We start from the raw sequence: 19,786 nt of genomic DNA on the forward strand, positions 1-19,786 counted from the left end.
AGTCATCGTTGCCACGCAGACAAAGTTTATATAGCTCATATTCAAACACGTACCTCAGGAAGACGAACGCAGTGAACACCGATAACACGCAACTTATCACGGCCAAAATTAGATCGATGGTAACGAAATGACACAGTCTAAATCCGAACTCGAGTATCGAAACGCCACCGATGAACCGATTCTGGAGGCACGCGACGTCTCCGTAACGTTCGACATGGATCGGGGAACCTCTCGCGTCCTCGATAACGTCAGCTTCGACGTCCACCGCGACGAGATGCTCGGCATCATCGGCGAGAGTGGAAGCGGCAAGTCGATGTTCGCGTCGGCGTTGCTCAACGCGGTCGTCGATCCGGGTGTCGCCACCGGCGAGATCACCTACCGTCCCCCTGGCGAAGAGCCCGTGGACGTCCTCTCGTTGACCGACGACCAGCTCGAGAAGTTCCGCTGGGAAGAGATCGCGATGGTGTTCCAGGGGGCCATGAGCTCGTTCAACCCGACGATGAAAATCAGGGACCACTTCGAGGAGACGATCCACGCTCACCGGGCGGACATGGACGAGCAGATGGCCCACGCCCGGCAACTTCTCGCAGACCTCTATCTCGACCCGGATCGCGTGCTCGACTCCTACCCCCACGAGCTCTCGGGCGGCATGAAACAGCGCGCGCTCATCGCCCTGAGTCTCGTCCTCGAACCGCAGGTGCTGGTCATGGACGAGCCGACCGCCGCGCTCGACTTGCTCATGCAGCGGTCGATCATGAACCTCCTGGACACGCTCCAGAACGAGTACGATCTGACCATCGTCTTCATCACCCACGACCTGCCGCTCGTCGCCGGGTTGGCGGATCGACTGGCGGTGATGTACGCGTTCGAGTTCGTCGAGTACGGCCCCAGCGAGCAGATTATTCGCCAGGCGGCCCACCCGTACACGCGGGCCTTGCTGAAGTCCGTCCCGAGCGTCGACGCCCCGCTGGAGGAGATGCACCCGATCGAAGGCGAGAGTCCGGATCCGGTCGACACGCCGGCAGGTTGTTCGTACGCCCCGCGCTGTCCGATCTCGACACCGAAGTGTATCGACGAGGACCCGGGGTATCACGACGTCGACGGCGTACAGAAGGCGACGTGTTTCCACTGGGAACAGTCGGCGGAGGCGATTCCCTACACGCTCGGGACCGAGAACGTCGATGCCCAGCTAGATCAAGTGACGGTCTCCGAGGAAGACGCCGTCGTCTCGCTGACCGACCTCGAGGTGCACTTCGACCAGTCTGGGTTCATCGACCGGCTCTTCGACAAGGACATGACGGTCCGTGCAGTTGACGACATCTCGCTCGACATCAAGGAGAACGAGGTCATCGCGCTCGTCGGCGAGTCCGGGTGCGGCAAGACGACGCTCGGGAAGACCGCCATCGGTCTCCAGGAGCCGACAGGTGGAACAGTCGAGTATCGAGGGCAGGACATCTGGGAGGCCAGACGCGGCAACGGCGAGATCGACTTCGACGAGATTCGGCGCTCGCTGCAGATCATCCACCAGGACCCGGGTAGCTCGCTCAACCCCACCCGGACCGTCCGGACGAGCCTCTCGGCGCCGTTGAAGCGATGGCGACCGGACCTCAACGCCACGGATCGGGAGACCGTGGTGTACAACCTGCTCGAGCGCGTCGGCATGAAGCCGGCGGAGGACTACGCCCTTCGCTACCCCCACCAGCTCTCGGGCGGGGAGAAACAGCGCGTCGTCCTCCTGCGGGCACTCCTGATGAGCCCAGACCTCATCCTGGCCGACGAAGCCGTCAGCGCGCTCGACGTGTCGCTCCGCGTGGAGATGATGGACCTGATGCTCAACCTCCAGGAGATGTTCGATACCTCCTACCTGTTCATCTCTCACGACTTCTCGAACGCGCGGTACCTCACCGAGAAGTCCGGCGGTCGAATCGGGATCATGTACCTGGGTAACCTCGTCGAAATCGGTCCGGCAGCGGAGATTATTCACGAGCCGAAGCACCCGTACACGAAGGTGCTCCGGTGGGCGACGCCGCCCCTCGACCCGGACGCGGCGAAGGAGGCCCAGTCGACCAAACCGCCGGTTCGAGAGATTGACATCCCCGATCCGACGGATCCGCCGAGTGGCTGTGAGTTCCACACGCGCTGTCCGGAGGCCCGCGAAGTCTGCCAACGCGAGGAACCGGCGCTCTTCGAAACCGACGGCGCCTCGGTTGCGGCCTGTTTCCGGGAGGACGAGACACACGAGTACTGGGAGAGCGACCCGCTGTACGACGACGAGTCGGTGTCGGTCGACGAGTTGCACTGAGTTCGAGCCCGACGGCGGGGCAACTGTTTTCATGCCCCAACGAATCGTATGGCACATGACCGGTAAATACGACAAAAGTTTCCTCGAGCACCTCTGTGACTACGAGCAGGGCTGGCGCTTCCTGTTCACGTTCTCGGTCGGATTTCTCGGCCTCTCCGTCCTGTGGCTCGTCGCCGCTGATCCAGGGAGTCCGACCTACGTCGTCACCGTGATGAACGTCGTTGGACTGTCAATCCTCTCCCTGCTGAGCGGGTTCGTGCTGACCCGGTGTCGGTAACGCGGTGGCCACGCTGCAAGTTGGTGTCGGCTCGTCGACCGGTCCGAAAACCCACCGGTGGGACAAACTATATTAGTATTGGGACGACACACGATAGCAGTACATGAGACAGTATCTAGACCGGATCCGTAACGGGCTCGTCTCGCTCTTCGGCGTGCTCGTCGGGTTACGCTACTACTGGGAACGCATTGCTCACGCGTTCGTGACGCTTTTCGCGGTGACGACGATCACGTTCGCCCTGTTTCGGCTGATGCCCGGTAGTCCGGCTGACGCGATGCGCGCGGAGTTCGAGCGTCGGCTGGCAGGACAAGGACAGGCTGCAGATCCCGAGGTTATCGACCAAATGGTTCGAGTTCATACGGGGTTCGACCCTGACAAACCCATCTACATCCAGTACGTCGAGTATCTACGGGACGTCATCATCTACCAGGACTTCGGCCAGTCGATCCAGTACGGCGACCCAGTGTTCGACATCCTGTTCGCCGCGATGCCGTGGTCCATCTTCATCAGCGTCTACGGCCTGGCGTTCGGATACACCGCGAACATCCTGCTGGGAGCGGCGATGGCCTACAAGGAGGGGTCGCGCTTCGACAGCTACTCCACGGTGGGCGCCACGTTCCTCAACTCGGTTCCGTACTACGTCGGCGCATTCTTCTTCCTGGCGTTCTTCGCGTACGATCTCGGCTGGTTCCCTGGAAGCGGACGATACAGCAGGGGCGTCACCGAGGGACTCAATCCCGAGTTCATGTGGAGCATCGTTCACCATGGAACGCTCCCAATAATGTCGAGTTTCATCGTCGGTTTCGGGGGTGGTGCGCTCGCGATGCGTGGCAATTCCGTGCGTATTCTGGGTGAGGACTACCTTCGCGTTGCCAGGTTGCGGGGGATTAGCTCGACTCGTATCGCGACGCGGTACGTCGCACGGAACGCGATCTTGCCGCTGTACACCCAGATGATGATCGGCATCGCCGCCATCTTCTCGAGCAGCGTCGTTCTCGAGTACATCTTCACGTACCCCGGCGTCGGCTGGTACACTTACGACGCGATCATGCGGCGTGACTATCCGCTGCTCATGGGATCGTTCCTGTTCTTCACAATCGTCACGCTCATCGGCATCCTCATCGCGGAGTTCACGTACGGAATCGTCGATCCACGGGCAGGTTCAGGTGATCAGAGTGAAGCATACTGACGAAACGGCAACGGACGGTGGCGAACAGCTCAGCGACGATCAGTTATTCGGCCAACTCGCCGAGGCCGACAGAGTGCAACTCTCACGGAGAGAACGGTTCGGATTGCTCCTCGACGCGTACGTGCTCACGCCCGGCCGTGTCGCCTGGAGCGACTGGCGGACCCGTATCGGCATCCTCGTCATCTCGCTGTTCTTGCTCACGGGACTCGCCGCGAAGGTATCGACCTCGAACTGGTGGGTTCTGGAAGACGTGACGATTGTCGAGTCGCCGGCAACGAACCAGGCGCCGACGAATCACCAGCCGTTCGACGGCGGGTTCGCTGCGATCACGGAGGAGGGCGGCTGGATCGATACGACCGCGTCGTTCCCGTGGGTCGAATTCAACGCACCCCTGGGATCGACCAACTACGGCGAACCGATCGGCCGACAGTTGATCCACTCGACGCCGGACATGATCGAGATGGTCGTGGCGGGCGCGTTCGTTTCCGTCGGCCTCGCGATACTGATCGGCATCACGGCCGGCTACAAGGGCGGCAAGATCGACTCCGTGCTGATGTCGATCACCGACATCGTGATGACGATGCCGGCAATCCCACTGGTCATCGTCATCGCGGCGATCTACCCGCCCCGCGAGGCCTGGCTCGTCGGCGTCATCCTCGCCATCGACGCCTGGCCGGGACTCGCTCGAGCGCTTCGCTCGCAGGTGCTGACGCTCCGGGAGGAGTCCTACGTGGAGGCGTCTCGAACGATGGGCATCCCGTCGACGACGATATTGAGTCGCGACATCACGCCGCAGTTGATGCCGTACATCCTGATCAACGCCGCACAGGCGGGGCGCAGCGTCATCTTCGAGTCCGTCGCGCTGTACTTCCTCGGTGTGTTGCCGTTCACGACGGCGAACTGGGGGATCATGATGGACACAGCCTACAGCGAAGGGTTCGCGCTGGTCAACATGGCGAACTTCTACCAGATTTTCTGGCCGATGATGGCGGTCGTCATCATCTCGTTCGGATTGATCCTCTTCTCCCAGGGAATGGACCGCGTGTTCAATCCCCGAATCAGGGCACGACACTCGAAGAAGGTCGGCACTGGAGGCGAAGACCAGGAACCCTGACGGACCCCCTCTCAGGCCAGTGTCTCGCTGGTTTCAGTGCTGAGCCAAGATTTATATCGGTCTGTTGTGAAACGTTTGGTACGAGATGTCTACCAAAACGACCACAGATTCGGCTCAGGCGACCGAGCACCTATATCGGGGTCTCAAAGTCCTCCGGGGATCCCTCCTCCTCTCTACCGTCTTGATCGGGATTATCCTGTTCCTCGTGGCGGTGTTCCTCGAGGTGGTCAACCAGAGTAGCGTGATGCTGACCGAACACGACGGCGTTTTTGCGGCGATGTTCGGTGTCTTCGGCATTTCGGCAGTTCTCGCGGGTGGTCTGTCCTACCTCGTGATCAAACTGCTGCAACGCCAGTAGATTCGAACGGAGCTCAGCACGTTACGTAGCCAGTCGACACTCCACCGTTGATCCTAATTCTCGCTCTCGAGTAATCGGCTCGCACTGAAACGAGTCGCAACGGATAACCGGTCGGTACGTCGTCTTTCCGAAGCCATCGAGGGACCGTATCGGCCACGAGTTATTCTAAAGCAATAATGTAGAGTTTATTATGGAAATGTATTTATGCTATTGTTCGCAACGTAAGCACCGTATGCCGCAAGGTAACAAAGATGAGACTATCACTTCCGCAGAGGAGTATCTCACTCGTCGGAAGATGATGGCGGCCGCCTCAGCAATGGTCACCGGTGGCGTTGCCGGGTGCTTCAGCGAGGACACGAGTAACGGCAATGGTGGAAACGGCAATGGTGGAAACGGCAACGGTGGAAACGGCAATGGTGGAACCGCCACGATCAGAACGTTCATGCAATCGGTTCCCTCCGAACTCAACTGGAATACGTGGGCACCGAGCTACCCGTGGACCCCGTCGTGGTTGCTCCTCGAACCGGTCCAGCGGTACTACGCCGACGGATCGATGTCCCTCGAGCTCATCGAGGACTGGGAGTACGACGCCGATAGCCAGGAGCTGACGGTCCATCATAACGAAGAGTTTTCGTGGTGGAACGGCGACACGGCGACCGCCGAAGACAAGTACTGGTACGGCGAAGTCGCACGCCTGCTCAACCCGGAATCGAGTGATTTCGCGGCGCTCACCCTCGAAAACAACGGAGGGACGATCGTCCGTGAGTACAAGGAGCCCCAGAACCCCGAACTCGTCGGGAACTGGCTCGGCGGCTACCTTGGTGAGATGATGCGAGGGCGCCGTGACAAGTTCCGCCCGTGGGCCGAAGAGCTCCAGGATGCGACGACCGACGACGAGCGGGTCAGCATCGAGGAGCGCATGGGCAAGGAGATGCCGCTCGACATGGACACTTTCATCGAGGATGGACTCGGTCTCGGTGCGTTCCAGGCCGTCGATTACGACGATCAGGGCATCTACTGCGAACTGTACGAGGACCACCCGCACGCCGACAATATCGAGATCGACGAACTCGAGTACGTGCTCGCCTCCGGCGACGCCATCGCCCAGCAGATGATGGGCGGCGACCTCGACTTCGGGTTCGCACAGCTATCGAACTGGCTCGGGGATCAGAACCCCGACCACCTGGAGACGATCGGCACCTACGAGAACACGTTCATGCGGAAGCTCGAGTTTATGATGAACGGGTCGGCCTCCAAACACATCCGGCAAGTCGAGTTCCGGCGAGCGATCGCCCACTTGCTCAGTCTCGAGGACATCTCCGAGAACTTCGCCACGCCGAACACGGTGCGAACCGCACAGACCGGCCTTCCCGAGGCGGTCACCGAGCAGCGAATGGGTGACTACGTCGACGACTTCATCGAGTATCCCGTCGAGGCGGACAACGAGGGGGCAGCGGAGCTCCTCAATTCGATCGACTACGAGCAAGACGGCGATAGCTGGGTGGACGACGAAGGCGAACCCATCTCGCTCGAGATGGTCGTCCCCTCGTGGGCCTCTAACCCCGCTCGTACGGTGGCAGACAAGCTCAACAATTTCGGCTTCGAGACGGACCTGTCCGTTCTCGAGGGCACGGCGTTCAACGACAACACCGAGGAGAGCATCGACTTCGACCTCTCTATGTTCAACCACGGTTCGCTCATCGCTCACCCGTACGCGTACTTCCGGCCGACCCACGACGCCGGCAACAAACTGGGAACGCAGGACGTCGTCGTGAACGCGCTGGAGAACGGCGAGCGACGCTCGCCGTACAGCGGCAAGGAAATCATCGTCGAGCTTCCGGAGGAAGTTGGCCAGGAGGACCTCTCGGGATCGACCCAGGAGGTCAACCTGTACGAACTCTTCCAGGAGTGGTTGACCGCCGATACCGAAGAACGGAGTCAAGAGATCGCCGAAACGTTCACCTGGTTCTGGAACTTCTATCTCCCCGGAATCGATATGTTCCAGCCGATGTCTGGCTCCTGGGGCAACACCGAGAAGTGGGAGTTCGCAACCGACAACAAGGACTGGCAGGCCTACCGTGGTGCCTTCCACGCCGCGATGCGCGGGCACATCTCCCCGAAGTGACGACCGACCGATAGCGGCCACCATTTTCACGTCGATCGACCAACGGTCGACGGGGTCGCACTGGCCGTCTACATTTGCTATTCTCGCGTCGTCTTCCCTGTGTCGCCGTTCTCCACGTCACCGTCCTCGAGTCGTCGTTCTTGATCCCTCGAATTTCGTCGCATCCGGTGAGCCTGTTCCGTTAACGATGGTCGGACGCACGATGGCTAATGTAGATAGCCGAGGTCGTTCTCGAGAGACGAGGCGAACGTCACCACGACCGTTCGCGTAGCAAAAAATCGCTATTACGGAACGAGTAGCGTCGCGTCGTGCCCCGAAGTGATGCGAACCGATCGTTCGTGGCCGGTTCGCCTCGACGGTCGACGCTCGAGGGAGGACACCCTGTGAACCCTACTCCACCGGAAGCGACTCGAGCACGTCGGGGTCCCGGGCGAGTACGTCGGCGAGTGCCTCCCCGGCCGTGTCCGGCAGCGGCGAGGGCAGTCCGAGGCGGTCCTGTGCGTAGGTCGCGACGTAAGCGACGTCGTCAGGCAGGTCCCGGTACTCGTTCGGGAGGCCGAGCGAGACGACGACGACCGGCACCGTCGTCGCGAGTTCCTCGACGATCCGTCGCTGGTCCGCCGGGAACGCCTCGCGGGCGTACGTCGTGACGACAGCGACGTCGACGCCATCGGCGACCGACCGGAGCGTTTCGAGGGATCGTTCCGGCGACTCGGGTTCCATCGTCGGCTTCGGATCGTCGAGCGTGCGAACGTCGCCGGGGGCGAGCGAGCAAGTGAGAACGTCCCCGAAGGCGGCGTCGAGGTGTGGTTCCAGTTCTGGGACGCCTCTGATGCCAGTCAACAGGACGGACGCGTCCGGCGAAAGCGGGAAGACGTCACCGTTGCCCAGAACGGAGAACGACCGCTCGTAGGCCTCGCGAGCGATCGATTCGTGCTCGACACTCGCCATCGACTCGATGGCCTCGAGCGGATCGACGTACCGGCGCTCCCCGGCGTCGTAGCGGGCTTTCAGTGCCAGGATGCGTTCGACGGATTCGTCAATTCGAGATTCGGAGAGACGACCTGATTTGACCGCCTCGAGAATCGCGTCTCGCGTCTCGAGAAGGGCGTCGGCGGGAACGAACCCAGTGAGGACGAGGTCGGTCCCGGCTTCGATCGCCTGGACGGCAGCCTCGCCGACGGGGTAGTTGTCGGCGATGGCGTCCATCATCATCGCGTCGGTGACGACGACGCCGTCGAAGCCGAGGTTGTCCCGTAGGAGGTCCGTGAGAATTGTCGGGGAGAGCGTCGCCGGAAGCTCGGGATCGAGACACTCGACGACGATGTGGGAGGTCATGATACAGTCGACGCCCTCCTCGATCATCGTCTCGAACGGCCGCAGGTGCACGCGTTCGAGGGTCTCGCGGTCGTAGGTGACGTGCGGTAACTCCATGTGGGAGTCGAGTTCGGTGTCGCCGTGGCCCGGGAAGTGTTTGGCGACGGCGACCTGGTCTTCCGCGTGGATTCCCTCGAGCGTGGCCGTCGAGTACGTGGCGACCGTCTCAGGCGTGGTGCCAGGAGAGCGAACGCCGATGACGGGATTGTCGGGGTTGGTGTTGACGTCGACGACCGGTTGGTGGTTCATGTTGAGTCCCATCCCCAGCATGTCCTGGGCGATGGCCGCCGAGACGTCCTTCGCGAGGTCGAGGTCGCCGGCGGCCGTCCGTCCCATGAGCGCCGGGTAGGCGCGGGTCTCGTGTCTGACGATGTCGACGGTCCCGTATTCGCAGTCCGCGGAGATCAACAGCGGTACTCCGGGGTCCACGTCGGCGGCCCACTCCTGTAACTGATTCGTGTAATGGGCCATGAAGTGGGGTGTCACCCGGTGGTTTCCGTAGATCCGCAGTGCCCCCGGTCGGACGGTCTCGAGGACCGTCTTCATCTCCTCGGTGGGCCACCCGGTGTCGGTCTCGAAGTTCCCGAGTCCGATTCCCGCGTGAATCAACTGTCCGACCTTCGCCTCCAAAGATAGCTCTTCGATGGTCGTCGGTGAGTCGGCCATACGCCTTCTCTCGAGCGATGGCTCAAAGGTCTTTCTGGAGCGGGCATTCGTGCCACGTGGTGAGTCGGCGGTCGAGACGCCGCTCGAGCGCACGAATCGCAGTCGAGCGACAGTCACCACAACCTACTTCCCGTCACTCCAGCAATCGTCTCTGACATGAGCCAGTACGAGGTTGCGTATATCGGAACAGGGCCGGAACCGGATAACCCAGTGTGGGGAGAGAGCGCAGCGATGGCCTATCGTCACGCCCGCGGCTACGACGAACACCCCGACTGCGTATCCGTTGCGTGTACGGACATCGTCGAGGAGAATGCCCGTGCGTTCGCCGATCGAAACGGAATCGACGACGCGAACGTGTTCACGGACCACGAACGAATGCTCGAGGTCGTGAATCCGGACGTCGCCAGCGTCTGTACGCCGGTCCCAACGCACGCGGACATCGTCGTCGACTGCGCGGAAGGCGGCGAAACGCTGCAGGCGATCCACTGCGAGAAGCCGATGGCCGCCACGCCGGGCGACAGCCGCCGAATGAAGACGGTTTGCGAGGAGAACGGCGTACAGTTGACGTTCAATCACCAGCGTCGAGTCGCGACGCCGAGTCAGCGCGTTGCCGATATCGTCGAGGCTGGAAGCATCGGCGACCCGACTCGAGTCGAGCTCACGACGAAGAACGTCTTCGACTCCGGAACGCATCTGATCGATCTCTGCAACCTCGTTCTCGGCGAGCCCGCCGTCGAGTGGGTGATCGGACAGATCGACTATCGGACGGAGAACGTGCGCTACGGCCACCACAACGAGAACGAAGCGTTCGTCCGGTGGGGTTACCGAAACGGCGTGGACGCCGTCGCAGCGACCGGGAACGACGCCGATTTCATCGACTGCAGTCTCCGTGTCCTCGGGACCGGTGGCGAAGTCGAACTCAACCCCGATGGCGACGCCCAGATTCGTCTCAAATCGGGCCCGACCGACCCGTGGGAGGAACTCGACACCGGCGAACCGCTCGCGGATATTCCAGCTGCCATCGTCGACGTCATCGAGGGCCTCGAAACCGACAGCGAGCCGGAATTGAGCGCCGATCGCGCGCTCGCGGCCCTCGAGATTAGTTTCGCTGCCTACGAATCGTCCCGCCGTCGCGGTCGAGTCGACTTCCCGCTCGAGTTCGATGACAATCCGCTGCTCTCGATGGTCGAAGACGGCGACCTGACGCCGCGGCCAGTCGACCGAGACGACGAGTGACTCAGGTGGGTACTGGCGAGACCCAATCGGTTAAGACGATAGCATCGCATACCTCGAGTACGATGTCGGGACTACTCGCAGACGAGACGGTGATCGTCACCGGCGGAACGCGCGGAATCGGCCGAGCCATCGTCGACCGATTCGCGGCCGAGGGAGCGAACCTGGTCGTCTCTTCGCGGAGCGAAGACGACGTGACGACCGTCGCGGAGGAACTTCGCGCGGAGTACGACGTCGACGCCGTCGGCGTCCCCTGTGACGTCACGAACGCCGACGAGATCGAGGTGCTGGTCGACGCGACCCTCGAGCGATTCGGCGGGATCGACGCCCTCGTCAGCAACGCCGGCGGCTCGATCAACGACGACAACCTCCATCGAATCGACGAGGAGGCGTGGGATCGTACCGTCGAACTCAACCTGAAGTCGCTCTTTCTGACCTCTCGGGAGGTGCTCCCACCGATGGTCGAGAGTGGCGGTGGCTCGATCGTCCACATGTCCTCGGTCAACGGCCTGGACGGAATCGGGCAGATCGCCTACTCCTCCGCCCGGAGCGGCGTCCTCGGCCTCTCGCGACTCATCGCAACGCAGTACGGTCGTCACGGCGTTCGATCGAACGTCGTCTGTCCAGGGACCATCGAAACCGACCGACGGAGCGGCCAGATGGACGAGACCGGCGAGAGCCGCGCGTCGGACGAACACGACGGCGAGTGGACCCAGCGCGACCAGTGGATCGACCAGTACCCCACCGGGCGGTTCGGCCGGCCGGAGGAGGTCGCCGACGCGACGCTCTTTCTCGCCTCGGACATGTCCTCGTTCGTCAACGGCACCCACCTCGTCGTCGACGGCGGACTCACCGCCGGCCTGGACTGGAGCTTCCAGCAGCAAATCTTCGGGAGTGAGGAGACGCCGACCCGACCGAGCAAACGGTAGGCGCGCCTCGAGGCGTGTCGTCGCGCCGAAAAACGGGTTCGAAACGGAGTCCGCGTCGAGTCGAGCTGCGGACCGGATTCGTCAGGCGTGCTCGGAGAACGTCAGACGTGCTCGGAGGCCCACACGAAGAACCTGAGCGGAAGGGCCGTCTCGAGCAGCGGATCGCCCACTCGAAGGTGGGCACACCGGTCGTGCATGCCGAACAGGAGCGAGGACATCGTCGTTCGCTCGCACTCGACGTCTGGTTCCAGCCCGTCGCTTCCGGGCTCGACCGACACTCCGTCGGGACCGTAGCCGATCCGAACCGACTGCTCGCCCGCGATGGCGAGTTCGACGCTTCCCTCGTCGGAGCGCCCGCTCTCGAGCCAGCGGTCCTCGAGTTGCCCCTCGAACGCCTCGAGTACGGCCTGCAGGTCGTTGATGCGGAACTTTCGATGCGGGCGCGCCGTCCAGAATCGGCTGTGACGAGAGACGATCGGCTCGAGCGGGTGCCTCGGCGGGACGCACGCCGTCAGTTCGTTCAGGTCGAGCAGTGCCAGGACGTGCGAGAGCAGTGTCTCGAGGCCGCGTTCCGAGCCGCCGAACTCCTCGATCGTACGGCTGCGGCTGGTTCGAGTGAGGCTCACGTACGCCGGGCCGTTTGTATTATCGTTGCCCCCGTCTCCGTTGCCGTTTCCGCCGTAGACGAACGTCTCCAGATCGCGCTGTCCGAGGACGGTCCGAGTCTCGTCTAGGTCACGGACCACGCGGTACGGTTCGGCTTCGTGGATCTCGTGGAGCGTCTCGAGGTGGGCGTCGGCCTCGTAGCCGACGACGGCTTCCGAGGCGGTCGCGTCGCCGTCGAACGATCGCTCGGTGAGTTTGTACTGGTACTCGGTGCCGACGTTCTCGTAGCCGAAGTGGGCGTATCGCTGGCGGTTGCCGCTCAGATCGGAGAGGGGAACGTCTTCGTCGGCCATCTGGTCGAACCAGAACTCGAGCAACTGACTCATGTAGCCGTTGCCCCGGTACCGTCTGTCGGTGGCGACACCGCCGATGCCCCAGCACTCTATCGTCTCGCCGTCGACACCGGTCGAGAGGGTCTGTGGGACTGCGCCGATGTGGCTCACGATGCGGTCGTCCTCGACGATGATCGCGTGGTGGTCGCTGTGGTCCGAGTCGTATGCAAACGGGAGGCTGGCCTGCATCCCACCGCGCTCGTAGGCGAAGTAGCGATCGAGCAGGCCCATCATCTCCGAGAACTCATCCGGAGTCACGAGCCGCGGGATGCCGGCGTCAGTCATCGTGACCACCGCTTTGCTAGTCGGTCAGTTTCGATACGAGCGTCGGTCGTGGAGTTGTCAGTTGGCATTGTCGATGAGCGTCGTGAGTTGGTCGAGTTCGTGCGTTGCAATGGCGACGTCGTCGCCGGGTTCGTCCTGGGGAACGCTACACTCGGCAGTGACGAATCCGTCGTATTCGGCCGCCGCCAGCGCCTCGAACAGAGGCGCGTGATCGACCTCTCCCTCGCCGAGCCGGCGGGGTCGATAGGTCTGTAGACCGTCGGCAGTCTCGAGGCGGAACGATCCGGGAAATTCGTCGGCATCGACGACCCGTTGCTCGTCCTTGACGTGGACGTGCCGCAGGTCGTCGCCCAGTCGGTCGACCGAGTCGACACCATACTCCTCACCGACGAGGAACATGTTTCCGGCGTCGTGGATGACGCCCACGTTGTCCCGGTCGATAGCCGACAATAACCGCTTCGTTCCCGAAACCGTCTCGGAGAGCCAGCGAGCGTGAATTTCGATCAAGAGAGTGACGTCGTACGCTGCGGCCCGATCAGCGGCCCGCTGGTACCACGTCGCGGCCGTCTCGACGTCCTCATCGGTCGCCTTCCACGGGGCCGGCCCGCCGGGATTGTGCCGAACGAGGTCACAGTCGAGCAGGGTCGCGAACTCGAGGAATCGCTCGAGTGCCTCGAGCTGGGCCTCACACTTGGATCGGGGCTTGTCGACGTACGCACCCGTATAGGTCGCGAGACACGGGACGTCGAGGTCGTGATCGTCGAGTCGTTCCCGGAGGGCAGCGACCTCGTCGGTCGTTCGGTCGACGTCGAGGTGGGGGGCCCGGCACATCGGTTCGAACCCGTCGTAGCCGATTTCTGCCGTCAGATCGACGGCTTCCCCGAGGCTCTGGTCACGCAGAACCTTGCTGAACAGGGCTGGTTGAATCGCCATCTGGTGTACGGTATTCTCGAGTCACTATAAATACTGGCACGGTATCGGTTCGTCGTCGGCGCCAAAAATGAAACGAGGCGTCGCGGCTCGAGCGGGTGCGTGACGATCAGCCATCCTGTTCGGTCGAGCGATTGCGTGACGATCGGCGGTACAAACGATTAAGACCCTCGCCTCCATCGGACCCGATAGCACATGACAGCGACCGAGCTACGCGTCGTTCCTCGACCGCGTCGCGTCGAGGCGACGAGCGGAACCGTCCGATTCGAGCCACCGTTTACGCTCGCCACGGAGGCGGACGTCCCCCCTGTCGTCGGCTCCCTGTTCGAGACGCTCCTCGAGCGAGAGACGAACGCCCCGGTACGGCGGGGAACCGACGACGCGGACGTCGAACTGCGCCTCGAGGACGATCCCACCGACGCGGTCGACGATCCGGAGGGGTACGTCCTCGAGGCGAACGCCGACGCAGGGACGGTAACGATTCGAGCCGCGACCGCTGACGGCCTCCGACACGGCTGCCAGACGTTCGTGACCGGAATTTCACGAGTCGATGCGGGCGACGGCCACGAGCAGTGGACCCTGCCCGCCTGCGAAATCCACGACTGGCCGGAGTCATCCTGGCGCGAGTTCATGCTCGACCCGGCCCGCGGCTTTTTCCCGGTCGAGCAGGTGAAACGACGGATCGACCAGGCCGCCCGGGCGAAGTACAACCGACTCCACCTCCACCTGCTCGACGACGAGGGATACGCCCTCGAGTCCGCGGCCTATCCCAAATTGAACCAGGATGCGGACGGCACTCCCCGCCCTGCGTACTCGCCGGAGGACATCGACGAACTCGTCACGTACGCGGGCGACCGCGGGATCGACGTCGTTCCCGAAGTCGACGTTCCAGCCCACGCCAGTCACCTCCTCGAGCGGTATCCCGAACTCCGGTGTACCGTCGAGGACGGCGACCCCGCCGATCGGACGATCTGTATCGGTTCCGAGGAGACCGTCGAGTTCGTCGAGACGTTGCTCGAGGAGGTGATCGAGCAGTTCCCCTTTGAGTACGTGCACGTCGGTGGCGACGAGTGGGAGATGCAGGGATACTCCTGGAACGAGTGCGTCGATTGCCAGGCGAAGATGGCCGCGGACGGCTCCGAGACGGACACCGAGCACTTCTACGCGTTCGTTCGCCACCTCCACGACTTCCTCGCCCAGCACGACCGCCGGACGATCGTCTGGAACGACCAGATCGACATCTCGGCGTCACCCGACCTGCCCCGGGACCTGCTGATCCACTTCTGGCGCGTCGCGGCACCCGACCGGGGTCCGGTCGAGGGGTGCAGCCTGGAGCGATTCCTCGAGGAGGGGTTCGACGTGATCAACTCCTATGTCCACGCCGCCTACGTCCGGGGCTGGATCACGGAGGACTACATGCTCGGGTGGGCGTCTACGCGTCGGCCGACGGTCCCGGACGAACGGGCGTCGCAGGTACGCGGCGGGGGGCTGCTCGCGTGGGAACCGTCCGACGAGGCGGAGCGGGCGTACTTCGAGCGCGCCCTCCCGTCGGCGATGCCAATCTTCGCGGATCGACTCTGGAACTCGACGAGCGTCGAGGACCGGGAATCCTACTCGCTGTCGGTGACCCGACACGCACTCGGCCCGTTCGTCCCGAAAGGGTTCGACGTGTATCGCGAACTGGGCGGACTGATTCTGCCGACGTGGTGGAAGCGCCCGTCCGGAACGCTGCTCGCCCACGTGAATCGTTCGTTCCGGGATCGAACGCCCGCCCAGGCCGAGGAAGACTACCGATCAGCGGTCGAGACGCTCTCGAGGCTGCGCGAGACCGATCGGACGATCTATCCCGAGACCGCGTCGGCGTACGAATCGTCACTCGAATGGCTGGTCGAGGTTGCCGAGCGAGACGGTCGGGGCGTTCTCGACCGGCCCTGAGCACTCCTCGAGTCCCTCTCGTAGTCCCTTCGGCGGTCCTCTCGTGGCTCCCTCGTGGCACCTTCAAGTCCTCTCCGAGCCCCCTCGTGGCCTCGCGACCGAATTTGAGCCCCTATCGGAGCGAAATTCCCTGGGGAGTGGATTCGGGTGCAAAACGATCGGCGCGCGACGAGTACACCAGATCGATTTTGACAAATTAGAACCGGGAGCAACGGCAAAATCATTAGCCAGAGCAGACGGCTGTTTTATATACTCGAGATATGTGATAACGATACAATAGTTTGCGAAAATTATATTGTGTTATAAAATAACGTGTGGGTGGATGTCATATGACAAGCCACGTCGGGACTGTAGCGAGCGGTCTCGAGAGGAACAGGATTCAGTAATCGAACGGTCGAGCGCCTTCGACGTCTCACGGCGATCGATGCTGGCGACGACGGGCGCCGGCATTCTCGGCGGGCTCTTCTCGAGCACGGGGACGGTCGGCGCCGCGGAGTCCGATGCGCTCAACGCGAAGACCCGAACCACGATCTGGACCGACGAGATGCGAGCGAACGCCCGACGGAACATCGGCCTGTACGACTGGGCCGCGAGTCAACGAGACACCGCCGTCGCGGAAGCCGACGCGCGTCTGGACCGGCTGGGCCCCGACCTCGAGAGCCTCTGGAGTCTAGTCACCGCCCAGGGAATCCCCCGCGGCGGCGGACTGGTGAACCAGCGCGAGATCCTCGGCGGCTACCACGATTCGGGCGACGACCGCCTCTGGAAGATGAAGACGGAAGTCGACAATCCGCACGGCGACGGGAAGCTTACCGTGCCGACGAACGACTTCGGCGCCTACCGCGAGAGCGGCCTCGACGACCGAGGAATGTTCGACCCCGAGCTGGCCGACGACTCGCTGCTGGTCAACGAGGAACACCCCGAGATGGGCGAGGGCTGGGGCGTCGACGACGGCTGGGGATGGGTCGACGAGAACGACGACCTGGGCGGCGGCGCCGGCACCAGGTGGAACTTCGTCGCGTACTACAACCACTGGCACATCTGGCGGCCCGGGGGCATTCTCGGGCTCGTTCGCCGCCTCACCGACGCCTATCTCTACACTGGCGACCAGAAGTACTCGAGGGCGGGTGCCGTCCTCCTCGACCGGATCGCGGACGTCTACCCCGAGATGGACCTCACCGAGTACACGTTCACGCTCGATGGGTTCTGGAACAGCCACGGCGGCCGCCAGACAGGGAAGGTGGTCGGCGCGTTCTGGGAGTCGAACCTCATGCGGCCAATCGTCCGCTCCTACGACGCGTTCTTCCCCGGCATGGAGGACGACGACGAACTCGTCGCGTTCCTCGACGCCAAAACCGACGAGTACCCCGGTCTGGCGAACAAGGACTCGGTCGAGAAGATCCGAAAGAACATCGAGGACGGTATTCACCGCGAGATTCTGCCAGCGAATAAGAACTCGAACATGATCGTCGCGAGCGGCGGGGGGAGCGCACTCGTACAGGCCGCTCGCACACTCGACGAACCCGACGGCTACACCCGAGAAGCGATCGAGTGGGTCTTCCAACCCGGCGACGAGTACTTCGACGGCGACGTCTGGAACGAAGAGCCCGAGAACTGGTACACCACCGGCGGAAACATCCTCACCCCGCTGGTCGACCGGGCCGACCGCGACGGGTACTTCGAGATCGAGGCCCCACACTACAACCGCATCCCTCACAGCTCGGTTCGACAGGTGGCCGACTACCTCCGGGGGTACGACGCGTTCGACGGCGCGGACCTCTACCAGCACCCAAAACTCCAGCAGTCGCTCCTGCAGAACACGCACCTGCTGTTGATCGACGAGTTCACCCCGCAACTCGGCGACGCGCACGGCCCGTCCGCCGTCGAGTGGAGCCAGCCCTCAGTCGAGGAAGGGTTCAAACTGACGGGCGAGCCGATTTTCGCCCAGTTGTGGCACTATCAGAACGGCTACTCGACGGCAGGGATCAACGGCTCCATCTTCGACGCAGAACCCGAGAACCTCAGCGACGACGTACAGGCGATTATCGACGCCGAGGGTCCCCTCGACCTCCCGAGCCAGAACCTCGCGGGCTACGGTTTCGCCGCGCTCCGGGACGGCGAGAACTACCTGAACCAGTCGTTCGGGACGACCTACGACACGTCAGAGCTGTTCGCCGACGCCAGTACCGAAGTCAACGACAGCTTCGACGAAGCCATTCAGTTCCAGTGCTACGAACCCGGCGAGTGGTGGACCTTCGAGTTCGAGGCCGACGAAGCCGGCGAGTACGACCTCGAGATCGAATCGCTGTTCGTCGGCTCTTACGGCATCTACGACCTCTTCCTCAATGGGGAGCAGGTCGACACCGTCGACTTCTACAGCCCTTCGTTCACCCGCGACACCATCACGTATACGGTCGACCTCAAGGCTGGGACCAACGATCTCCGCTTCGAGTGCGTCGGCAGGAACGACGAGTCGAGCAACTACCTGATGGCGCTGTACTACCTCACGGTGGTCGGCGAGGACGAACGCGAGGACTGGGAGAACGCCAAAGAAATTGGCAACGCCAAGCGCGCGTTCTGGATGTACTACGGCCGAACGGGCATCGACGCGGGCGGCAGCACCCACAACCACGGCGACGCGCTCAACCTCGGCGTGGCAGCCCACCGGCTCGAGCTCTCGCCGGACCTCGGCTACCCCGAGCGGACCGGTAACTGGCCGAAACACGACTTCACGAAGGGGACGATCAGCCACAACACCGTGACGGTCGACCAGTCCCGCCAGGACGAACGGTGGGTCGCCACGCCGCGCCACTTCGAGGGCGAGGACGAGCGAGTGAACCTGATCGACGTGGACGCCTACCGGGCCTACGAGCAGTGCGACGAGTATCGCCGAACGACCGCGATGATCACCGTCGACGAGGAACACTCCTACGCCGTGGACTTCTTCCGCGTCGCCGGCGGCGACGACCACGTGTTCAGCTTCCACGGACAGGTCGGCGAGGCGACGGCCGAGGACGTCGACCTCGTCCCCCAGGACCGCGGCACCTACGCGGGTGAGGATATCCGGAAGCCGGACTACGGCGAGGAAACCGACTACAACCGCGAGGTCGGAAGCGGCTTCAACTACCTCACGAACGTCGAACGCGACACCGATCCCGGTTCCAGCGTGGCCGTCGACTGGGACGTCGAGGACTACTGGAATCATCGCGACGACGACGCCGACGGCGTCCACCTGCGCTTGACGTCTTTCGGCGACTTCGACGAGGTCGCCCTCGCCAACGGCCACCCGCCCGACCGAAGCGGGAACCCCGACTTCCTGCGCTACGCGCTCTTGCGTCGACAGGGAAGCGACCTCGAGAGCGACTTCGTCTCGACGGTCGAGCACTACGAGGGCGAGCGCGCCGTCGAAAACGTCGAGAAGGTAGTCGTTGAGGGCGGGCAGGGCCACGCCGTCAAAGTCGAACTGACGAACGGGCGCACCGACTACGTCGTCTGTTCGTTCGAGGAGACCGACACGCTGACCGTCGACGACACCTTCGAGTTCAAGGGCTTCTTCGGCCTCTACTCGGTCGAAGACGGCAAGTCCGAGTACGCCTACGTCCAGGACGGCACGCGGCTCAAGCCCCTCGACGAACCCGCGCTCGTGCAGGAATCGGTCGGTCGCGTGCAGGGAATCGTCGAGGACTTCACCCGCGAGATGAGCCTCGAGAACGAACTGACGATCCGGGTCGGGGGGAACGGAAGTCACCTCGAGCGCCACGCCGGCTTCGTCTACGTCGACAACGACGACTCCGATCCGTGGCGAGGCGAACCTGACCCCGAGAACCCGATCGAGGGGCGCGGCCAGCGCGGCCAGGGCAACGGCGCCTACCTAATCGAGGCACTCGGAGGCAGCAACGGAAACCTGGTAACGGTCGCCACTGGTCGCCAGACGTTCACCCGGGACTTCGTCGACCCCGACCAGCTCGAGGACGGCGGCTACAACTACATCATCGACGACAACGACGACGTGCAGATTCCGTTGACGTCGACCTGGTCGGCAGAGTAATCGACGTCCGCTCGATCTCC

At 63.0% G+C, this 19,786-nt stretch carries 13 protein-coding genes; 10 read left to right on the forward strand and 3 right to left on the reverse strand.

Annotation, left to right across the window (positions count from 1 at the left end):
- The first annotated feature begins 127 nt into the window (after positions 1 to 127).
- The 6 genes from AC6I65_RS09165 (at position 128) to AC6I65_RS09190 (ending at position 7,365) form a co-directional block, all read left to right on the forward strand.
- Positions 128 to 2,302, forward strand: coding sequence for an ABC transporter ATP-binding protein (locus AC6I65_RS09165; RefSeq protein WP_497901608.1), 2,175 nt, complete (start codon positions 128 to 130; stop codon positions 2,300 to 2,302).
- A gap of 55 nt (positions 2,303 to 2,357) precedes the next feature.
- The gene (locus tag AC6I65_RS09170; RefSeq protein ID WP_254156391.1) at positions 2,358 to 2,579 is read left to right on the forward strand and encodes a hypothetical protein; all 222 of its coding nucleotides are present in this window, start codon (positions 2,358 to 2,360) and stop codon (positions 2,577 to 2,579) included.
- A 103-nt stretch (positions 2,580 to 2,682) separates the two neighbouring features.
- A complete protein-coding gene (locus tag AC6I65_RS09175; RefSeq protein ID WP_497901609.1) occupies positions 2,683 to 3,768 on the forward strand; it encodes an ABC transporter permease in 1,086 nt (361 codons plus the stop codon).
- Positions 3,755 to 4,882, forward strand: a complete 1,128-nt coding sequence (locus AC6I65_RS09180; RefSeq protein ID WP_497901610.1) for an ABC transporter permease — start codon at positions 3,755 to 3,757, stop codon at positions 4,880 to 4,882. Before AC6I65_RS09175 ends, AC6I65_RS09180 begins: the two co-directional genes overlap by 14 nt.
- Before the next feature lie 85 nt (positions 4,883 to 4,967).
- Entirely contained in the window at positions 4,968 to 5,240 is a 273-nt protein-coding gene (locus tag AC6I65_RS09185) for a hypothetical protein (protein WP_254156394.1), read from the forward strand.
- A 232-nt stretch (positions 5,241 to 5,472) separates the two neighbouring features.
- The gene (locus AC6I65_RS09190) at positions 5,473 to 7,365 is read left to right on the forward strand and encodes an ABC transporter substrate-binding protein (protein ID WP_497901611.1); all 1,893 of its coding nucleotides are present in this window, start codon (positions 5,473 to 5,475) and stop codon (positions 7,363 to 7,365) included.
- A gap of 390 nt (positions 7,366 to 7,755) precedes the next feature.
- Here the strand turns inward: AC6I65_RS09190 and AC6I65_RS09195 are convergent, their stop codons facing one another.
- Positions 7,756 to 9,408 (reverse strand): glycoside hydrolase family 3 protein, encoded by a 1,653-nt coding sequence (locus AC6I65_RS09195; protein ID WP_497901612.1) that lies wholly within the window; start codon positions 9,406 to 9,408, stop codon positions 7,756 to 7,758.
- 156 nt (positions 9,409 to 9,564) lie between these two features.
- On the opposite strand from AC6I65_RS09195, the gene AC6I65_RS09200 reads away from it, so the two are divergent.
- The gene (locus tag AC6I65_RS09200; RefSeq protein ID WP_497901613.1) at positions 9,565 to 10,644 is read left to right on the forward strand and encodes a Gfo/Idh/MocA family protein; all 1,080 of its coding nucleotides are present in this window, start codon (positions 9,565 to 9,567) and stop codon (positions 10,642 to 10,644) included.
- Between the two features lie 62 nt (positions 10,645 to 10,706).
- The gene (locus AC6I65_RS09205; RefSeq protein ID WP_497901614.1) at positions 10,707 to 11,570 is read left to right on the forward strand and encodes an SDR family NAD(P)-dependent oxidoreductase; all 864 of its coding nucleotides are present in this window, start codon (positions 10,707 to 10,709) and stop codon (positions 11,568 to 11,570) included.
- Positions 11,571 to 11,671: 101 nt separating this feature from the next.
- Here the strand turns inward: AC6I65_RS09205 and AC6I65_RS09210 are convergent, their stop codons facing one another.
- Positions 11,672 to 12,853: a GNAT family N-acetyltransferase gene (locus AC6I65_RS09210; protein ID WP_497901615.1), complete on the reverse strand. Its 1,182-nt coding sequence runs from the start codon at positions 12,851 to 12,853 to the stop codon at positions 11,672 to 11,674.
- Between the two features lie 57 nt (positions 12,854 to 12,910).
- On the reverse strand, positions 12,911 to 13,786 hold the full coding sequence (locus AC6I65_RS09215) for a sugar phosphate isomerase/epimerase family protein (RefSeq protein WP_497901616.1): 876 nt from the start codon (positions 13,784 to 13,786) through the stop codon (positions 12,911 to 12,913).
- Between the two features lie 192 nt (positions 13,787 to 13,978).
- Between AC6I65_RS09215 and AC6I65_RS09220 the strand changes: the two genes are divergently transcribed.
- Positions 13,979 to 15,718, forward strand: a complete 1,740-nt coding sequence (locus tag AC6I65_RS09220; RefSeq protein ID WP_497901617.1) for a family 20 glycosylhydrolase — start codon at positions 13,979 to 13,981, stop codon at positions 15,716 to 15,718.
- A 322-nt stretch (positions 15,719 to 16,040) separates the two neighbouring features.
- Complete coding sequence (locus AC6I65_RS09225; RefSeq protein ID WP_497901618.1) at positions 16,041 to 19,766, forward strand: heparinase II/III domain-containing protein; 3,726 nt, start codon at positions 16,041 to 16,043, stop codon at positions 19,764 to 19,766.
- Positions 19,767 to 19,786: the final 20 nt, after the last annotated feature.

The organism is Natronosalvus sp. KLKA75, from assembly GCF_059736265.1.